The organism is Microbacterium sp. bgisy189 (assembly GCF_057707225.1).
Map to the genome: position 1 here is coordinate 66,222 of NZ_JBYIPT010000008.1, position 15,409 is coordinate 81,630.

General features: G+C 65.5%; 15 protein-coding genes. 6 read left to right on the top strand and 9 right to left on the bottom strand.

All coding sequences use genetic code 11. The features are described 5' to 3' along the window. Positions 1-33: 33 nt before the first annotated feature. A complete protein-coding gene (locus AC3ENX_RS11010; protein WP_434811924.1) occupies positions 34-1,020 on the bottom strand; it encodes a ParB/RepB/Spo0J family partition protein in 987 nt (328 codons plus the stop codon). Then, positions 1,020-1,955 carry a ParA family protein gene (locus tag AC3ENX_RS11015; RefSeq protein WP_434811925.1) on the bottom strand — a complete coding sequence of 312 codons (936 nt, stop codon included), beginning with the start codon at positions 1,953-1,955 and terminating at the stop codon, positions 1,020-1,022. The genes AC3ENX_RS11010 and AC3ENX_RS11015 overlap by 1 nt, the downstream gene beginning before the upstream one ends. Before the next feature lie 793 nt (positions 1,956-2,748). Here AC3ENX_RS11015 and AC3ENX_RS11020 point away from each other — a divergent pair. Further along, on the top strand, positions 2,749-3,030 hold the full coding sequence (locus AC3ENX_RS11020) for a GIY-YIG nuclease family protein (protein WP_434811926.1): 282 nt from the start codon (positions 2,749-2,751) through the stop codon (positions 3,028-3,030). 333 nt (positions 3,031-3,363) lie between these two features. Here AC3ENX_RS11020 and rsmG read toward each other — a convergent pair whose 3' ends face one another. The 6 genes from rsmG to rpmH all read right to left on the bottom strand — a co-directional run bounded on the left by rsmG (position 3,364) and on the right by rpmH (position 6,524). Continuing rightward, positions 3,364-4,008, bottom strand: coding sequence for a 16S rRNA (guanine(527)-N(7))-methyltransferase RsmG (gene rsmG / locus AC3ENX_RS11025; RefSeq protein WP_434811927.1), 645 nt, complete (start codon positions 4,006-4,008; stop codon positions 3,364-3,366). After that, positions 4,001-4,519, bottom strand: a complete 519-nt coding sequence (locus tag AC3ENX_RS11030) for a Jag family protein (protein ID WP_434811928.1) — start codon at positions 4,517-4,519, stop codon at positions 4,001-4,003. Before AC3ENX_RS11030 ends, rsmG begins: the two co-directional genes overlap by 8 nt. Before the next feature lie 49 nt (positions 4,520-4,568). Beyond that, on the bottom strand, positions 4,569-5,675 hold the full coding sequence (yidC, locus tag AC3ENX_RS11035) for a membrane protein insertase YidC (protein WP_434812011.1): 1,107 nt from the start codon (positions 5,673-5,675) through the stop codon (positions 4,569-4,571). Between the two features lie 7 nt (positions 5,676-5,682). After that, entirely contained in the window at positions 5,683-5,970 is a 288-nt protein-coding gene (gene yidD, locus AC3ENX_RS11040) for a membrane protein insertion efficiency factor YidD (protein WP_434812012.1), read from the bottom strand. A 65-nt stretch (positions 5,971-6,035) separates the two neighbouring features. Continuing rightward, complete coding sequence (gene rnpA, locus AC3ENX_RS11045) at positions 6,036-6,374, bottom strand: ribonuclease P protein component (protein ID WP_434811929.1); 339 nt, start codon at positions 6,372-6,374, stop codon at positions 6,036-6,038. A 12-nt stretch (positions 6,375-6,386) separates the two neighbouring features. Next, positions 6,387-6,524: a 50S ribosomal protein L34 gene (gene rpmH / locus AC3ENX_RS11050; protein ID WP_022879826.1), complete on the bottom strand. Its 138-nt coding sequence runs from the start codon at positions 6,522-6,524 to the stop codon at positions 6,387-6,389. 316 nt (positions 6,525-6,840) lie between these two features. On the opposite strand from rpmH, the gene dnaA reads away from it, so the two are divergent. Both dnaA and dnaN read left to right on the top strand, forming a co-directional pair. Beyond that, positions 6,841-8,256 (top strand): chromosomal replication initiator protein DnaA, encoded by a 1,416-nt coding sequence (gene dnaA / locus AC3ENX_RS11055; protein WP_434811930.1) that lies wholly within the window; start codon positions 6,841-6,843, stop codon positions 8,254-8,256. Positions 8,257-8,703: 447 nt separating this feature from the next. Further along, positions 8,704-9,849 carry a DNA polymerase III subunit beta gene (dnaN, locus tag AC3ENX_RS11060; RefSeq protein ID WP_434811931.1) on the top strand — a complete coding sequence of 382 codons (1,146 nt, stop codon included), beginning with the start codon at positions 8,704-8,706 and terminating at the stop codon, positions 9,847-9,849. Positions 9,850-9,870: 21 nt separating this feature from the next. On the opposite strand, the gene AC3ENX_RS11065 is transcribed toward dnaN, so the two are convergent. Next, entirely contained in the window at positions 9,871-11,361 is a 1,491-nt protein-coding gene (locus AC3ENX_RS11065) for a peroxidase family protein (protein ID WP_434811932.1), read from the bottom strand. 116 nt (positions 11,362-11,477) lie between these two features. On the opposite strand from AC3ENX_RS11065, the gene recF reads away from it, so the two are divergent. The 3 genes from recF (at position 11,478) to gyrB (ending at position 15,402) form a co-directional block, all read left to right on the top strand. After that, entirely contained in the window at positions 11,478-12,734 is a 1,257-nt protein-coding gene (gene recF / locus AC3ENX_RS11070) for a DNA replication/repair protein RecF (RefSeq protein WP_434811933.1), read from the top strand. Further along, a complete protein-coding gene (locus tag AC3ENX_RS11075) occupies positions 12,731-13,219 on the top strand; it encodes a DciA family protein (protein ID WP_434811934.1) in 489 nt (162 codons plus the stop codon). The genes recF and AC3ENX_RS11075 overlap by 4 nt, the downstream gene beginning before the upstream one ends. 125 nt (positions 13,220-13,344) lie before the next feature. Beyond that, a complete protein-coding gene (gene gyrB / locus AC3ENX_RS11080; protein ID WP_434811935.1) occupies positions 13,345-15,402 on the top strand; it encodes a DNA topoisomerase (ATP-hydrolyzing) subunit B in 2,058 nt (685 codons plus the stop codon). The last annotated feature ends 7 nt before the right edge of the window (positions 15,403-15,409 follow it).

Here is a 15,409-nt window from a genome sequence, read left to right on the forward strand (position 1 = left end):
CATCCAGGGTACGCGCCCCTGGCCGCACGGGGCTCAGGCGGCGCCGTACTCCGTCTCACCCATCTCACCGAGGATTCGGTTGAGATCCTGGATGGTTGCGAAATCGATGCTGATCTGGCCTTTCTTTGCCGAAAGCGAGATCTTCACCGAGGTGTTGAGGCGGTCGCCGAGGCGCTGCGCGACGTCGTCGAGGTGTGCACGACGAGCGCCGGCCTGCGGCGCGATGCGGCGGGTGCCGGCGGTTCCGATCTGCTTCGCCGCTGCTTCGGCGGCGCGAACCGAGAGGTCTTCGTTGACGATCTTGTCGGCCAGGCGGCCCATGGTCTCTTCATCGTCGAGCGACAGGATCGCTCGGGCGTGACCTGCACTCAGCACGCCGGCGGCGACCCGCTGCTGCACCGGGAGGGGGAGCTTGAGCAGGCGGATCGTATTGCTGATCTGCGGGCGCGAACGTCCGATGCGTCCAGCGAGTTGCTCCTGCGTGATGCCGAAGTCCTCGAGCAGCTGCTGATACGCCGAGGCCTCTTCGAGGGGGTTCAGCTGCGAGCGGTGCAGGTTCTCGAGCAGCGCGTCACGCAGCAGGTCCTCGTCCGCCGTGTCGCGCACGATCGCCGGGATCTTCTCGAGGCCCGCCTCGCGTGAAGCCCGCGTGCGACGCTCACCCATGATCAGTTCGTAGGTGCCCTCAGTTGTGGGGCGCACGACGACCGGCTGCAGCACGCCGAACTCGCGGATGCTGTGGACCAGTTCGGCGAGGTCATCGGGGTCGAACTCGGTGCGCGGCTGACGCGGGTTCGGCACGATCGCATGCGGGTCGATCTCGATGAGACGTGTTCCCGGGACGGCGACGAGTTCGGGTTCTGCGGCGGCACTGTCTGCCGAGCGAACCTCAGCGACATCCTCGGCCGTGATCGTTGCGGTGCCGCCAGGGAAGAAGACATCGACCGGGCGCGACTCGGCCGGCTCGCTCGTGGGGATGAGGGCGCCGATGCCGCGCCCCAGTCCGGTTCGCTTCGCCATCAGGATGCTCCTTCTTTCGTGCTGTGAGCCTGTGTCCGCTTGACCATCTCGACAGCCGCCTCGCGGTAGGCGACGGCGCCTGCGGATTGTCCGTCGTAGGCGATGACGGTCTGTCCGAAGCTCGGCGCCTCCGAGACGCGCACCGAACGCGGGATGACAGTGCGCAGGACTTCCTGCGGGAAGTGATTTCGCACCTCATCAGCCACTTGTTGGGCCAAACGGGTGCGTCCGTCGAACATCGTGAGCAGGATCGTCGAGAGGTGCAGCCGCGGATTCAGGTGCTTCTGGATCATCCGAACGCTGCCGAGCAGCTGACTGAGACCCTCGAGTGCGTAGTACTCGCACTGGATCGGGATCATGACCTCGCTGGCGGCGGTGAACGCGTTGATCGTGAGCAGACCGAGGGACGGCGGGCAGTCGATCAGCACGAAATCGACGGGCTCTTCGGATGCCTGGATGTACTCCTCGAGCGCCGTCCGCAGACGGTGTTCGCGAGCGACCTGCGAGACGAGTTCGATCTCGGCGCCGGCGAGGTGGATCGTGCTGGGCGCGCAAAACAGTCGAGGCGATTCGGGGCTCGTCTGCACGATGTCGGCCAGCGGGAACTCGTCGATGAGCACGTCGTAAACGCTGGGGATCTCGGCGGTGTGGGGCACGCCGAGCGCGGTCGATGCGTTCCCTTGCGGGTCGAGGTCGATGACAAGCACGCGGGCGCCCACCGACGCGAGTGCCGAAGCGATGTTGACGGTGGTGGTCGTCTTTCCGACGCCGCCCTTCTGGTTCGACACGGTGATGATCCGCGTCTTGCCATCGAACTCCAGCTCCACGTCGTCGAGCACCTTGCGGCGCGACGTCAGATCGGCGAGTTCACGGGCGATCGGGCTGTCATCGATGGAGAAGGGCGCGGATGTGGTCGCGTTCTCCGATTCCGGCACCTGATACTCCCGTCGTTGTCGAAAGGCCTCCTCTACTGTAATTGACCGCACCGACGTCCCCGGTGTCCCACCCCCGTTTCACGTGAAACACCCGCCGGTGATTGCCGGCGGGCGCGCCCCGACGTCCCCTTCCCCGGTGGTTGTGAGTGCCGCGTCGAAGACGCGCGTATCGAAACCACACCCCCAGACCCCGTTTCACGTGAAACATCTGCTCCGACGCACAACCGCACTCTCGGTGGTTGAGTGTCGCGTCGAAGACGCGGCGTATCGGAACCACCCCCACAACTCATGTGGGGGTGATGTTTCACGTGAAACATCTCGTTCTCGAGCGCGACCGCACCGGTTTAGATACATCGGGCTGAGCCCGGTCACTCAACCGCCGTCACCTTGACCGGTGATTGAGTGCCGACGCGCGGCGTCGGTGTATCGAAAGCAACCCCGCAGATCCCGTTTCACGTCAAACATGTGCTCCGCGTCGCAGACACGGTGTATCGAAACCGCGCCCGCAATGCATGTAGGGGTGGCGTTTCACGTGAAACATCCGCGCCACAGCCCGAACGAACAGCCTCCACGCATCCGCAGTGCGCTCCGCCATCCAATCACGGGGATCACACGCTCCCGGTGGCTGAGTGCCGCGTCGAAGACGCGGTGTATCGAAACCACTCCCAGAACGCTTACGGCGCAGTGCTTCACGTGAAACATCGCCTCCTGCACACCAGCGAATCGCGTCGCCTTATCCACAGATGCCTCAACGCCCGATCAGTCACCTGGATGCGTCCTGCAAGCTCAATTGATGGCACACATGTACATCCTGGAATGCTCGGATAGCTCGTTCTATGTCGGATCAACTCTCGACCTCGAACGGCGACTTGCTCAGCACAACGCCGGCGAGGGTGCGGCCTACACCCAGCGACGTCGCCCTGTCCGACTGGTCTACGCGGAGACGTTCGATCGCGTTGATGAAGCGCATCTGCGTGAGAAGCAAGTGCAGGGGTGGAGCCGGGCGAAACGGATCGCCTTGATCACAAGTCGTGCAGGCTCGCTGCCTCTGCTCAGTCGAAAGCGTTTCACGTGAAACGGCGGCGGACTGGTGAGAGCGTGGTTTCGATACACCGACGCTGCGCGTCGGCACTCAACCACCGGGAGCGCGGCGGCTGCGCGGATCCACGGCCCGATCGAGAGCTGTGGCACCATCCCGTGCTTGCCTGGCCTTGATGCGTCGCACCTTCAGTGCGTCACTCAACCACCGGGGCGCGCAGCCGTTGTCGGGTTCTCTCGTGCAGCGCTCGATGTTTCACGTGAAACGCCGCCTCAACGGCGCCTGTGGGTGTGGTTTCGATACACCGCGTCTGCGACGCGGCACTCAACCACCGGAAACCAGCGGGGGCGCGATGTTTCACGTGAAACGTCAGCGAACGGTCGCGCGGATCACTCTCGTGGGCTCAGAGATCACACCATCGCCGACCGGCTCGACGCGAACGTCGGACAGGCGATACTTACGAATCTGCTTCTCGGCGGCACCGATCTCATTTGCCGCATTGGCGCCCTTCAACAGGATCAGCTCGCCACCATCACGCACCAACGGTGCGGTCAGCGGAATGAGCGTGCGGAACGCGCTGACCGCACGAGCGGTGACGGCGTCGAGCACCGGTCCGCCGTCCCAGTCCTCGGCACGAGCACGAACGACCTCGACGTTGTCGAGTCCGAGCGCGGAGACCTGCTCGTGCAGCCAAGTGACGCGCCGGTCCATCGGTTCGATCAGTACCCACTGCACGTCTGGCCGCGCGATCGCGAGCACCAGGCCCGGAAGACCCGCACCCGATCCGACGTCACCGACTCGACCCGAGAACAACGGAGCGGCCACCGCACTGTTGAGGATATGACGGGTCCAGAGCCGGGGGAGTTCCAGTGGGCCGATCAGCCCGCGTTCCTCACCGTGCGCACCAAGCGCAGCCGTGAAGGCGCGTGCGAGTTCGACCCGATCACCGAAGATCTGCGCCGCGACTTCAGGTTCCGGTTCGATGACCGGTGTTTCACGTGAAACGTCAGCCACGACGGATGACCGTGTGACGGTCCGCGCCCTCGCCGTACGACTCGGAGATCAACCCGCGCTCGGCGACGATGTCGTGCACGAGCTTGCGCTCGTAGCTGGACATCGAGGGGAGCGATGCCTGCGAAGCACCGTCATCCAAACGGGCGGCAGCGCGGTCGACGAGCTTTTCGAGCTGCACGCGGCGGGCGTCGCGCGAGCCGGCGACATCCAGGATGAGGCGTGAGAAACGGCCGGTCTGCGTCTGCACCGCAATGCGGGTCAGCTCCTGCAGCGCCTGTACCGTCTCGGGTTCCGAAAGCAGCGCCAGCGAGCCCTCCTCATCGGCTTCGACCGACACGTACGCGCGGCCGTTGCGCACATCAAGGTCCAGGTCACCGCCGATATCTGCGATGTCGAGGAGCCCTTCGAGGTAGTCGGCAGCGATGTCGCCTTCTTGCTCGAGTTGCTCCACGGTGGCGTCAGCGCTCGAGGTGGGGCGCTCGGCGGCGACGGGATCGGGGGACTGCGTCATGATCGTCTCTGCACTCTCGGTGGAGGGGGTAGGGGATGCCGGGCGACGGTCAGTTGCCGTCGGTCCGTTCCGGGTTCTGCTTCTGCTGCTGTTGCTTCTTCGCGCGCTGCTTGCTCATCGGCTGCTGACGCTTGGGGGCTTCGGCCTTCGCCTTCTGCGCCTCTTCATACAGACGCTGCTGCTCGGCCTGGTACTTCTCCATCGGCACGACCTTGCCCTCGGCGTTCAGGGCCTTGCCCTTGCGTGCGAGACGCTCCTCACGCTCCTTCGCGGCCTCCGACCCGGGCGTGGGCAGATTGCGGATGACGATGAACTGCTGCGCCATGGTCCAGATGTTCGAGGTGAACCAGTAGATGACGACGCCGAGCGGGAAGAACACACCCGAGAAGATGAAGGCGAGCGGCAGCACATAGAGCATGACACGCTGCATCTGGTACGCCTGGCCGGTCTTGGCCTCGGGCGAGAGATTCTTCGAGATGATCTGCAGCTGGGTGATGAACTGCGAGACGATCATCAGCACGACGAGGATCACGAGGATGATGACGCTGACGGTCTGGCCGTTGTTGATGGCCTCGATCATGGTGACGTGCAGCGGTGCGACGTCGAAGAGCTGAGCGTCGTAGAACTGCTTGGTCAGCTCGGTGTTCAGCAGGCCGACGCCACCGACGCCCCATTCGGCGTGCTTCTTCACATCGCTGAGCGTGTAGAACATGCCGAGGAGGATCGGCATCTGCACGAGCAGGGGGAGACAGCTCGAAACCGGCGTCGTGCCGTGCTTCTTGTACAGCGCCATGGTTTCGCGGCTCATCGCCTCACGGGAGAGCTGATCGCGCTTCCCGCGGTACTTCTCCTGAACTTTTCGCAGTTCAGGGGCGATTTCCATCATCTTTCGCTGGCTCTTGATCTGTCGCACGAACAGCGGGATGAGCGCAGCGCGCACCACGATGACGAGACCGACGATCGAGAGCACCCAGGTCAGGCCCGACGCCTCGGGGAGCCCCACCGACGTGAGCAGCCAGTGCCAGAACGCGAGCAGCGCCTCGACGATCCACTTGAACGGCCACATGATGATGCTGAAGAAGTCCGTCCCGTCACCGGGGGCGGGCGTTGTGGGCGTCGGCACGACCGGGGTCGGGGTGGCGGCGAAGAGATCCAGCACGGGATCAGTCCTTTCTGGGGGGCACGACGAATCCGTGCGGAGTCAACTGATGACGAAAGTCGCGGTGTGCGGGGACGTCATCGATCCCGCCTGCGGCCCACGGGTGGCAGCGCGCGAGTCGGGCGGCGGTCAGCGCTGCGCCCTTGACGGCGCCGTGCTGCTGCACGGCCCCGACCGCATAGGCGGAACACGAGGGGTAGTACTTGCACACGTCGCCGTAGACGTGCGAGATGGTGGCGCGATATGCGTGGAGCACAGTGAGCACGGCATTGCGCGGCGCGAGGGGCAGCATCTGCCAGGGTCGCGCCCCGATCCAGCGGCCGTCACCGAGGGCATACGAAGGAAGGGTCGTCGCACTCACGCTGCAGCCCTCCGCTCGAGACACCGGACGACCTCGTCGCGCAATTGCGCGTAGTCGGCATCGGCGGCGCGGGGCAACGCGCGGATGACGACGTCAGCGCCCTCGCGGATCGCGGGCAGCGCCTCCGCGCAAACGGCCTTCAGCCGGCGGCGGACCGTATTACGCACGACAGCCCCGCCCACCTGCTTGCTGACAATGAAGCCGAAGCGGGCGGGACGGGGCTCGTCCGTACTGATGACGTAGGTCACGGTGTGCGTCGCGGCGCACTTGGCACCCCCGCGGACGGCGGCCTTGTACTCCGCCCCGCGGGTGATGCGGTTCCCGCGCGCCAGCACCGTGACGTGACGTCAGGCCGAGAGCTCGGTGCGCCCCTTGGCGCGGCGAGCCGAAAGGATCGCGCGGCCGGCACGCGTGCGCATGCGGGCGCGGAAGCCGTGCTTCTTGGCGCGACGGCGGTTGTTGGGCTGGAACGTACGCTTGCTCATGAGGATCACTCCGGATCGGCGGTCACCCGAGCGCTCTAGACCGGGGACACAGACATAGACAGGGACTGCCCATTCGGGCATAAGTCAACCGACTAAGGGTACGTCGAGTGGCGGTGACACGCAAACCGAACCCAGGGAACCGCCCATTATGCCCATGGTGCGCAGGGCCCATGGCGACGACACGCGGAGCGCACCTACAGTGGATTTTGCGCCGCGAACGTGGATGACTAGCGTGTCACGGATACTTATCCACAGGCTTGTCCGCGCAGATCAGCGGCGATCCGCGCATCCATCCACAATGTCACCCGGAGGGGCTATGTCTCAGCACGACGTTCCGGACGTTCCGGTCTGGACCGCAGTGCTCGACCGACTCCACGCAGACGACCGCGTCACCCCGCAGCTGCGCGGATTCTTGAATCTGGCCGTGGCGCAAGGCGTCATGAGCGGCACGCTCTACCTCGATGTGCCGAACGAGCTGACCGCGGCGCAGTTCAACACCCGGCTGCGCGCGCCGATCATGGAGGCGCTCTCTGTGGCGGATGCCGATCCTTCGGCGTCTGCGTTCCGTGTCGTCGTCAACCCCGAGCTCGCCGATGCGCATCTGACAGCTCCCGTTCCGGTGCAGACCCTGCCCGCGCCGGCGGCGCTGCGCCCAGTCGTCGAGGAGTACGCAGAACCGGCACCGACGGCATCCCGCAGCGACACCCGACTGAACCCGAAGTACACCTTCGACAACTTCGTCATCGGCCAGTCCAACCGTTTCGCGCATGCGGCCGCGGTCGCTGTGGCCGAAGCCCCGGCCAAGGCCTACAACCCGCTGTTCATCTACGGCGACTCGGGCCTCGGTAAGACCCACCTGCTGCACGCGATCGGCGACTACGCGATCAATCTGTACGCCGGCATCAAAGTGCGGTACGTCTCGAGCGAAGAGTTCACGAACGACTTCATCAACTCGATCGCCAACAACCGGGGCTCCGCGTTCCAGGCGCGGTACCGGGATGTCGACATCCTGCTCATCGACGACATCCAGTTCTTGCAGGGTCGCGCGGAGACGCAGGAGGCGTTCTTCCACACCTTCAACCAGTTGCATGACCACGACAAGCAGGTCGTGATCACGAGCGATGTTCCGCCGCGCCACCTCACCGGGTTCGAAGACCGCATGCGCAGTCGGTTCGAGTGGGGCCTCATCACCGATGTGCAGGCGCCCGACCTCGAGACGCGTATCGCGATCCTGCGCAAGAAGGCGCAGTCCGAGCGGCTGCAGGTGCCCGACGAAGTGCTCGAGTACATCGCGACGAAGGTGTCGTCGAACATCCGCGAGCTCGAGGGTGCGCTCATCCGTGTGTCGGCGTTCGCGAGTCTGAACCGGTCGACGCTGGACATCTCGATGGCGCAGACGGTGCTGCGCGACATCGTCGACACCGACGACACGAATGTCATCTCGCCGACCGACATCATCAGTGCGACGGCGCAGTACTTCCGTCTGTCGGTCGATGACCTGTACGGCTCGAGCCGGTCGCAGGCCGTCGCCACCGCGCGCCAGATCGCGATGTACCTGTGCCGCGAACGCACGAACCTGTCGCTGCCGAAGATCGGGCAGCTGTTCGGCAACCGCGACCACACGACCGTCATGTACGCGTATAAGAAGATCAGTGAGCTCATGAAGGAGCGTCGCTCGATCTACAACCAGGTCTCTGAGATCACGACGCAGCTCGGCCGCGCATCCCGCTGAGTGCGTTCCGGCCGATCTCGGCCGATATATCCCACCTCTGTGCTTGACAGTGTCAGCACCGAGGTCTCATCATGCGCGTTCTTCACAGTGTGGACAGCCTGTGGATAACTCGTCGTCGAGACGGGTCTCCTGTGAACGAACGGCGACATCCTGTGGATGAACCGGTGACTGCGCCGCGGCCCGGGATGACAGTGGACACAAGCCATCCGCAGCTCGCTCACAACTTACACACGTGTGGTTTCCGCTCGTCGACTGGGATCGCTGGAGTTATCCACACTTTCCACAGGTGTTAACACCATGACAGAGATCCATCTAGAGAAAAGCCGATTCGATCACCCTGTGGGGGACGGCCCGTGGAGAGCCTGCTCTTCCGGTGCACGGTGTGCAGGGCACTAGCATGGGAAGGCCCTACCCACGACCGGCTGGGTAATCGACAAGGGAGCAGCAGTGAAGTTCCACGTGAATCGCGACGTGTTCAGCGAAGCAGTCTCGTTCGTCGTGAAGCTCCTGCCGCAGCGCAATCCGCAGCCCATCCTCGCGGGCGTGCTCATCGAGGCATCCGACGAGGGGCTGTCGCTGTCGGCGTTCGACTACGAAGCATCAGCTCGCACGACGATCGAGGCGACCGTCGATGAGCCCGGCACGATCCTCGTCCACGGCCGACTGCTGTCTGAGATCGCGAGCCGACTGCCGAATGCGCCCATTCAGATCGAGCAGGAGGCCGACGGCGGCATTCTGCTGACGTGTGGTTCGGCCCGCTTCACCCTCGCGTCGATGCCGGTGCAGGAGTACCCGGCGATTCCCGAGGTCTCGGGCGACTCGGGACTCGTCCCCGCAGAGGATTTCGCGACCGCCATCGCGCAGGTCGCGTTCGCGGCGTCGCGTGACGATGTCACGCCCGTGCTCACGGGCGTGCAACTCGAGGTCGCCGGCACCGAGCTGAGCCTCGTCGCCACCGACCGGTACCGTGTCGCGTTTCGCGACGTGCCGTGGGATGGCGGCGGTGTCGCCACCGACGGCGAATCAACGACCGCACTGGTCCCTGCACGCACTCTCACCGAAGTCGGCAAGACGTTCGCCCACTCGGGTGACATCCAAGTCTCGTTCTCGGGGTCGGGTGACCGCGAGATCATCGCGTTCACCGCCGGCAACAAGACCGTCACGTCGCTGCTGATCAAGGGCAACTTCCCGCCGGTTCGTCGGCTGTTCCCCGCCGCGACCGACCACTACGCCGTCGTCAACACGGCAGACCTCACCGAGGCCGTGCGTCGTGTCGCCCTCGTGCTCGACCGCTCGGCGCCGCTGCGTTTCACGTTCAGCGAAGACGGGGTGTCGATGGATGCTTCGGGCACCGAGCAGGCTCGCGCCACCGAGTCGGTCGATGCGACCCTCACCGGCGAAGAGGTCACGCTCGGCCTGAACCCGCAGTACCTGCTCGAAGCGCTCAGCGCGGTGAAGAGCGAGTTCACCCGTGTCACGTTCACTTCGAGCGAGAACGCGAACAAGCTCAGCCCGATCCTCATCACGCCGCAGACCTCGGGTGGCCCCGAGAGCTTCAAGTACCTGCTGCAGCCGAACCTGCTGCTGCGCTGATCCGGCGCGCTCGCGCGTCGTTCAGCCCAGGCTGCCGACCACGCCGGCGGCCGTGAGCAGATCGGTCATCGCGAACGTGTCATCCGTGCCGTAGGTCGGCGTCCAGTCCGGATCCTGCGACAGGTACGACGAGGCATCCCCGTCGATGAGACCGTGGATGACCTCGCCGACGATGCGACCGCCCACGGGGCCGAGGTGCTTGCCATCAGCGAGGACGTCCGCCTCGCGCAGCACGTAGAACCACAGCGGTGTGCGCCGATCCAGTTCGAGATCGGCCAGTTCCGACAGGTCGGCCGCGGCGAGCTCGGGCAACTGCATCGCGCGGGCGACCCGTTGCCCCGACGGCACCTTGAGCGTCAGATTCCGCAACAGGTTGCGGGTCGCGAGCGACGCTCCAGCGCCGTCACCGAACCCGGGCAGGCGAAACAGACTCGTCGACAACGTCGCGTCGATGCGTTTGTTGTGCCGCATTCGGCCGTCGCCGAAGTCGAAGAAGGTCTGCCAGTCGATGTAGCGCCGCGCCGCCCGGCATCCGCCGCGCAGATCGTCGGGGTCGGTCGGGTCCATGGCTCGGTGATCGAAGATGAAGCCGATGAACTGGTGTGCCAAGTCGTCGGCATCGGTGCCGAAATTGGCCCGATACGACGGACGCACCTGCGAGTGGCCGAACCGGTAGGCGGCCACGGCGAATTCGACCGGGATGTAGGGATTGTTGCGCCAGTTGTAGTGCTTGCGCCCCTCGGTCATGAGCTCTTCGGTGAGGTCCGCGCCGATCGTGGCGGGGAGGAACTCGTGCAGCACGATCCACTGATAATGCCAGCGGACGACGCGCTGTGCCTCAGCGAACAGTTCGTCCGCGGTCAGTGACGGCATATCGGTACGAAGGTCGATGACCACCCGGTTGTGGAAGCGCAGGAACGCGAGGTGCAGCTGGCTCACGATGAGGTTCTCGTCGTTTCGAGGGTCGCCCAGCAGGGCGGTCGCCTGCGCGTTGCGTGGCAGATCGAAACGGTCGGCGCCGTCGATGCTGACGGAGCCGGAGCCGGTGATCTGCTCAACGAGCAGCGTTGTCGAACCGTGGTCGATCGTGCGGTCGTACAGATGTGGGCTCACACCGGGCCCGCCGCCGTACACGCTGTCGAGGTCGAGCGCCGGAATGCGGAAGTTGCGGATCGACTCCGGATCCTGCCGCCTGGCGAGGCTCGAGGTGGGATCGAACGTCATGTCGTGATCGAGGAACTGACCGAGAAAGGTCATGCCCGCCGGTTGTGTCGGGTTGTCGGGATTGCGTACCGCGCGCCCCGGATTGGTGATGAGCAGTGTCGCATCACCGAGGTTGTCGCGGGCATCCATGGGACCGCCGCGTTTGCCGAGTTCGGTGAGCGCCTCGCGCACCGACGGCGTGTCTGCGGCGAAGGCCGGCAGCGTCGGGAACAGGCGGCCGAATCGGCCCTGGTCGTAGAAGGTCGATTGCGGGGTGAGCAGGCCGAGGTCTGCTGTGCCGTGCGCCATGATGAGCTCCCGTCGGATGGTGTCGTTCTCCCTCCTGAAGAGCGCCGTCGATGCTCACTGATACGAGTGCGGGCTGCAGACCCCCGCATGTCGGTTCGAGTGCCTAGGCTGGTTCGGTGATCGTGGAGCAGCTCAGCCTCGTCGACTTCCGCAACTATGCGGCCGCCGATGTGTCGCTGGTTGCGGGCGCGAACGTCTTCGTCGGCCGCAACGGCCAGGGCAAGACGAACCTGGCCGAAGCGATCGGCTATTTCGCGACGCTCGGCTCGCACAGGGTGTCGCAGGACGCGCCGATGGTGCGCGATGGCGCGGATGCCGCGATCGTGCGCGCCCGGCTCGCCCACGGTGAACGCCGTGTGATGCTCGAAGCGCAGTTGAACCGGTCGGGATCCAACAAGGCGCGCGTCAACGGGTCTCCCGTGAAGACGACCGAACTGCCCCGGTATGCGGCGGTCGTCCTCTTCGCGCCGGAAGATCTGCAGATCGTCCGCGGTGATCCGTCGTCGCGGCGCAGGTTCGCCGACCAGCTGCTGATCCAGCGTGCACCACGCATGGCCGGCGTACTCGCCGACTACGACCGCGTGCTCAAGCAGCGCACCGCACTGTTGAAGTCCGCTCGAGCCCGCGGTGTGCGCGGTGAGGGGTTGTCGACCCTCGAGGTGTGGGACGACAAGCTCGTGCAGCTCGGCACCGAAGTCATCCGTGCCCGGCTTGCGCTCGCGGGTGACCTCGGCCGTCCCGTCGCCGAGGCGTACACCGCGATCGCGGGGGCGGATCACCAGCCGGAGTTGGAGTGGATGCTGTCGATCGGCGGCGCCGATCCTGAGGATGGTGGTTTCGATACACCGTCGCGTCGCGCCGGCACGCAACCACCGGAAGTCACACCGTCGCTTCGCGCCGGCACGCAACCACCGGAGTCCGCGACCGGTGTCGGTGACGTTCCGGATCGGGAGACGGTGGAGTCGCAGTTCCGTGCGGCGTTGGCCGACAAACGCGCATCCGAGCTCGATCGGGGGCTCACGCTCGTAGGGCCCCATCGCGACGACCTGCTGCTGCGGGTGCGCGGGCTGCCGGTGAAGGGTTACGCGTCGCACGGCGAATCGTGGTCGGTCGCGCTGTCGTTGCGCCTGGCATCTGCGCGACTCCTGCGCGAGCAGTCGATGCTCGGCGACCCGGTGCTCATCCTCGATGACGTGTTCGCCGAACTCGACGCCGACCGGCGCACCCGGTTGGCCGGCGTCGTCGCCGACTTCGAGCAGGTCATCGTCACCGCCGCTGTCGAGGCCGATGTGCCCGAGGGGCTGCGTGCGCGCACGGTACGGGTCGAGGCGGGCACGATCACGCAGCCGGATGCCGTGGAGGCGGAGGCATGAGCGATCCGACGCCCGACCCCGAGACGATCGCGACGTACCTGCGGTTGCGCGGTCTCGAGCCGTCGGCGCGTGCTCGCCGCAAACGTCGTCGACGTGGGGACGACGACGAGCACCAGCCGTTCACGAAGGGGCGCGACCCGCACGGCGTCGGCGACGTGCTCGCCGACCTCACGAAGCAGGCCGGTTGGGACCCGCAATTGGCTCGCGAAGACCTCGTGCTGCAGTGGGAGGACGTGGCCGGCGAAGAGACCGCGCGGCACGCGACACCCGTCGCGTTGAGTGACGGAACGCTGACGGTGCAGTGCGACTCGACGGCCTGGGCGAAGAACCTCCATCTCATGCGCGCACCCATCATCACCGAGCTCATGAAGCGGTTCCCGGACGCGGGTGTCCAGAACGTGCGTTTCATCGGACCGGACGTCCCCTCATGGAAATGGGGTCCCAGAGCCGTTCCAGGCCGGGGTCCGCGCGATACCTACGGGTAACCCACATCCCGAGGCCTCGGAAACACTTTCATCGCGCCACAGGGCCTTTCAGCGGCGCAGACCGGTCCTCAGCCACTAGACTGAGTGAAGTCCGTACAACAGAATCTGGAGCGGTCGAAGAGCTTATGACGCCTGAAACCCCTGACAGCGTTCCCGCTTCCGACAGCGACACCCCGAAGGCCGAGCCGCAGGACCGAAAGGTCCCCGCAGAATACGGTGCCGACGCCATCCAGGTGCTCGAGGGACTCGAGGCCGTTCGGAAGCGCCCCGGCATGTATATCGGCTCGACCGGTGAGCGTGGCCTGCACCACCTGGTCTACGAGATCGTCGACAACGCCGTCGATGAAGCGCTCGCCGGCTACAACGACGCGATCGAGGTCACGATTCTCGAAGACGGCGGCCTGCAGGTCGTCGACTACGGCCGCGGCATCCCGGTCGACCCGCATGCGTCCGACCCGACCAAGTCGACCGTCGAGGTCGTGCTCACGGTGCTGCACGCCGGTGGAAAGTTCGGCGGTGGCGGCTACGCCGTCTCGGGCGGTCTGCACGGTGTCGGATCGTCGGTCGTGAACGCGCTGTCGACGCGATTCGAGGTCGAGATCAAGCGACAGGGTCACGTGTGGCGGCAGTCGTTCAGTGACGGCGGCAAGCCGGAGGGTCCGCTGGCGAAGGGCGAGCCCAGTGACGAGACGGGCACGACGGTCACGTTCTGGCCGGATGCCGAGATCTTCGAGTCGATCGACTTCGACTACGACACCCTGCGCACCCGCTTCCAGCAACAGGCATTCTTGAACAAGGGGCTGCGGATCGCGCTGCGCGACCTGCGCCCGTCGTCGGTGTACGTCGTCGACCTCGAAGACGGCACGAGCGAGGATCGCGCGCCGCACGACGAGTTCCTGTACGAGCGCGGCCTCGTCGACTACGTCGAGTACCTCAACAAGGTACGCAAGGCCGAGGTCGTCAACGACGAGATCATCGAGGTCGAATCCGAAGACACCGTGCGCCACATCTCGCTCGAGATGGCGATGCAGTGGACGACGAGCTACACCGAGAACGTCTTCACCTTCGCGAACACGATCAACACGCACGAGGGCGGCACCCACGAAGAGGGCTTCCGCGCGGCGATGACGACGTACATCAACAAGTACGCGCGTGAGAAGGGCCTGCTCAAGGAGAAGGACGACAACCTCACCGGTGATGACATCCGCGAGGGTCTCACGGCCGTCATCTCGGTCAAGCTCAGCGAGCCGCAGTTCGAGGGTCAGACCAAGACGAAGCTCGGCAACACCGAGGCGAAGGCGTTCGTGCAGAAGGTCGTCGGCGACCAGCTCACCGACTGGCTCGACCGCAACCCGGCCCAGGCCAAGCGCGTCATCATGAAGGCGATCGACGCCGCGACCGCGCGCCTCGCCGCCCGCAAGGCGCGCGAGACCGCCCGGCGCAAGAGCGTGTTCGAGTCGGCATCCATGCCCGACAAGTTGAAGGACTGCACGAGCAAGGACCCGTCGATCAGCGAGATCTTCCTCGTCGAGGGCGACTCGGCCGGCGGCTCGGCCGTGAGCGGCCGCGACCCGGAGCGTCAGGCGATCCTGTCGCTGCGCGGCAAGATCCTCAACGTCGAGAAGGCGCGGCTCGACCGTGCGCTCGGCAACAACGAGATCCAAGCGATGATCTCGGCGTTCGGCACCGGCATCGGCGAGGACTTCGCCGTCGAGAAGGCGCGCTATCACAAGATCGTGCTGATGGCAGATGCCGATGTCGACGGTCAGCACATCACGACGCTGCTGCTGACGCTGCTGTTCCGCTACATGCGGGGGCTCATCGAGGCCGGCTATGTCTACCTCGCGCAGCCGCCGCTGTACCGGCTGAAGTGGTCGAACTCGCCGCACGAGTACGTCTACAGCGACCGCGAGCGCGACGCATTGCTCGCCGACGGCATCGCCGCAGGCAAGCGGATCCCGAAGGACAACGGCGTGCAGCGCTACAAGGGTCTCGGCGAGATGAACGCCAAGGAACTGTGGGAGACCACGATGGATCCGACGACCCGCACCCTGAAGCAGGTCACCGTCGACGACGCCGCCGCGGCCGATGAGATCTTCTCGGTGCTGATGGGCGACGACGTCGAGGCGCGGCGCGGATTCATCCAGCGCAACGCCAAGGACGTGCGGTTCCTGGATATCTGACCCTGAT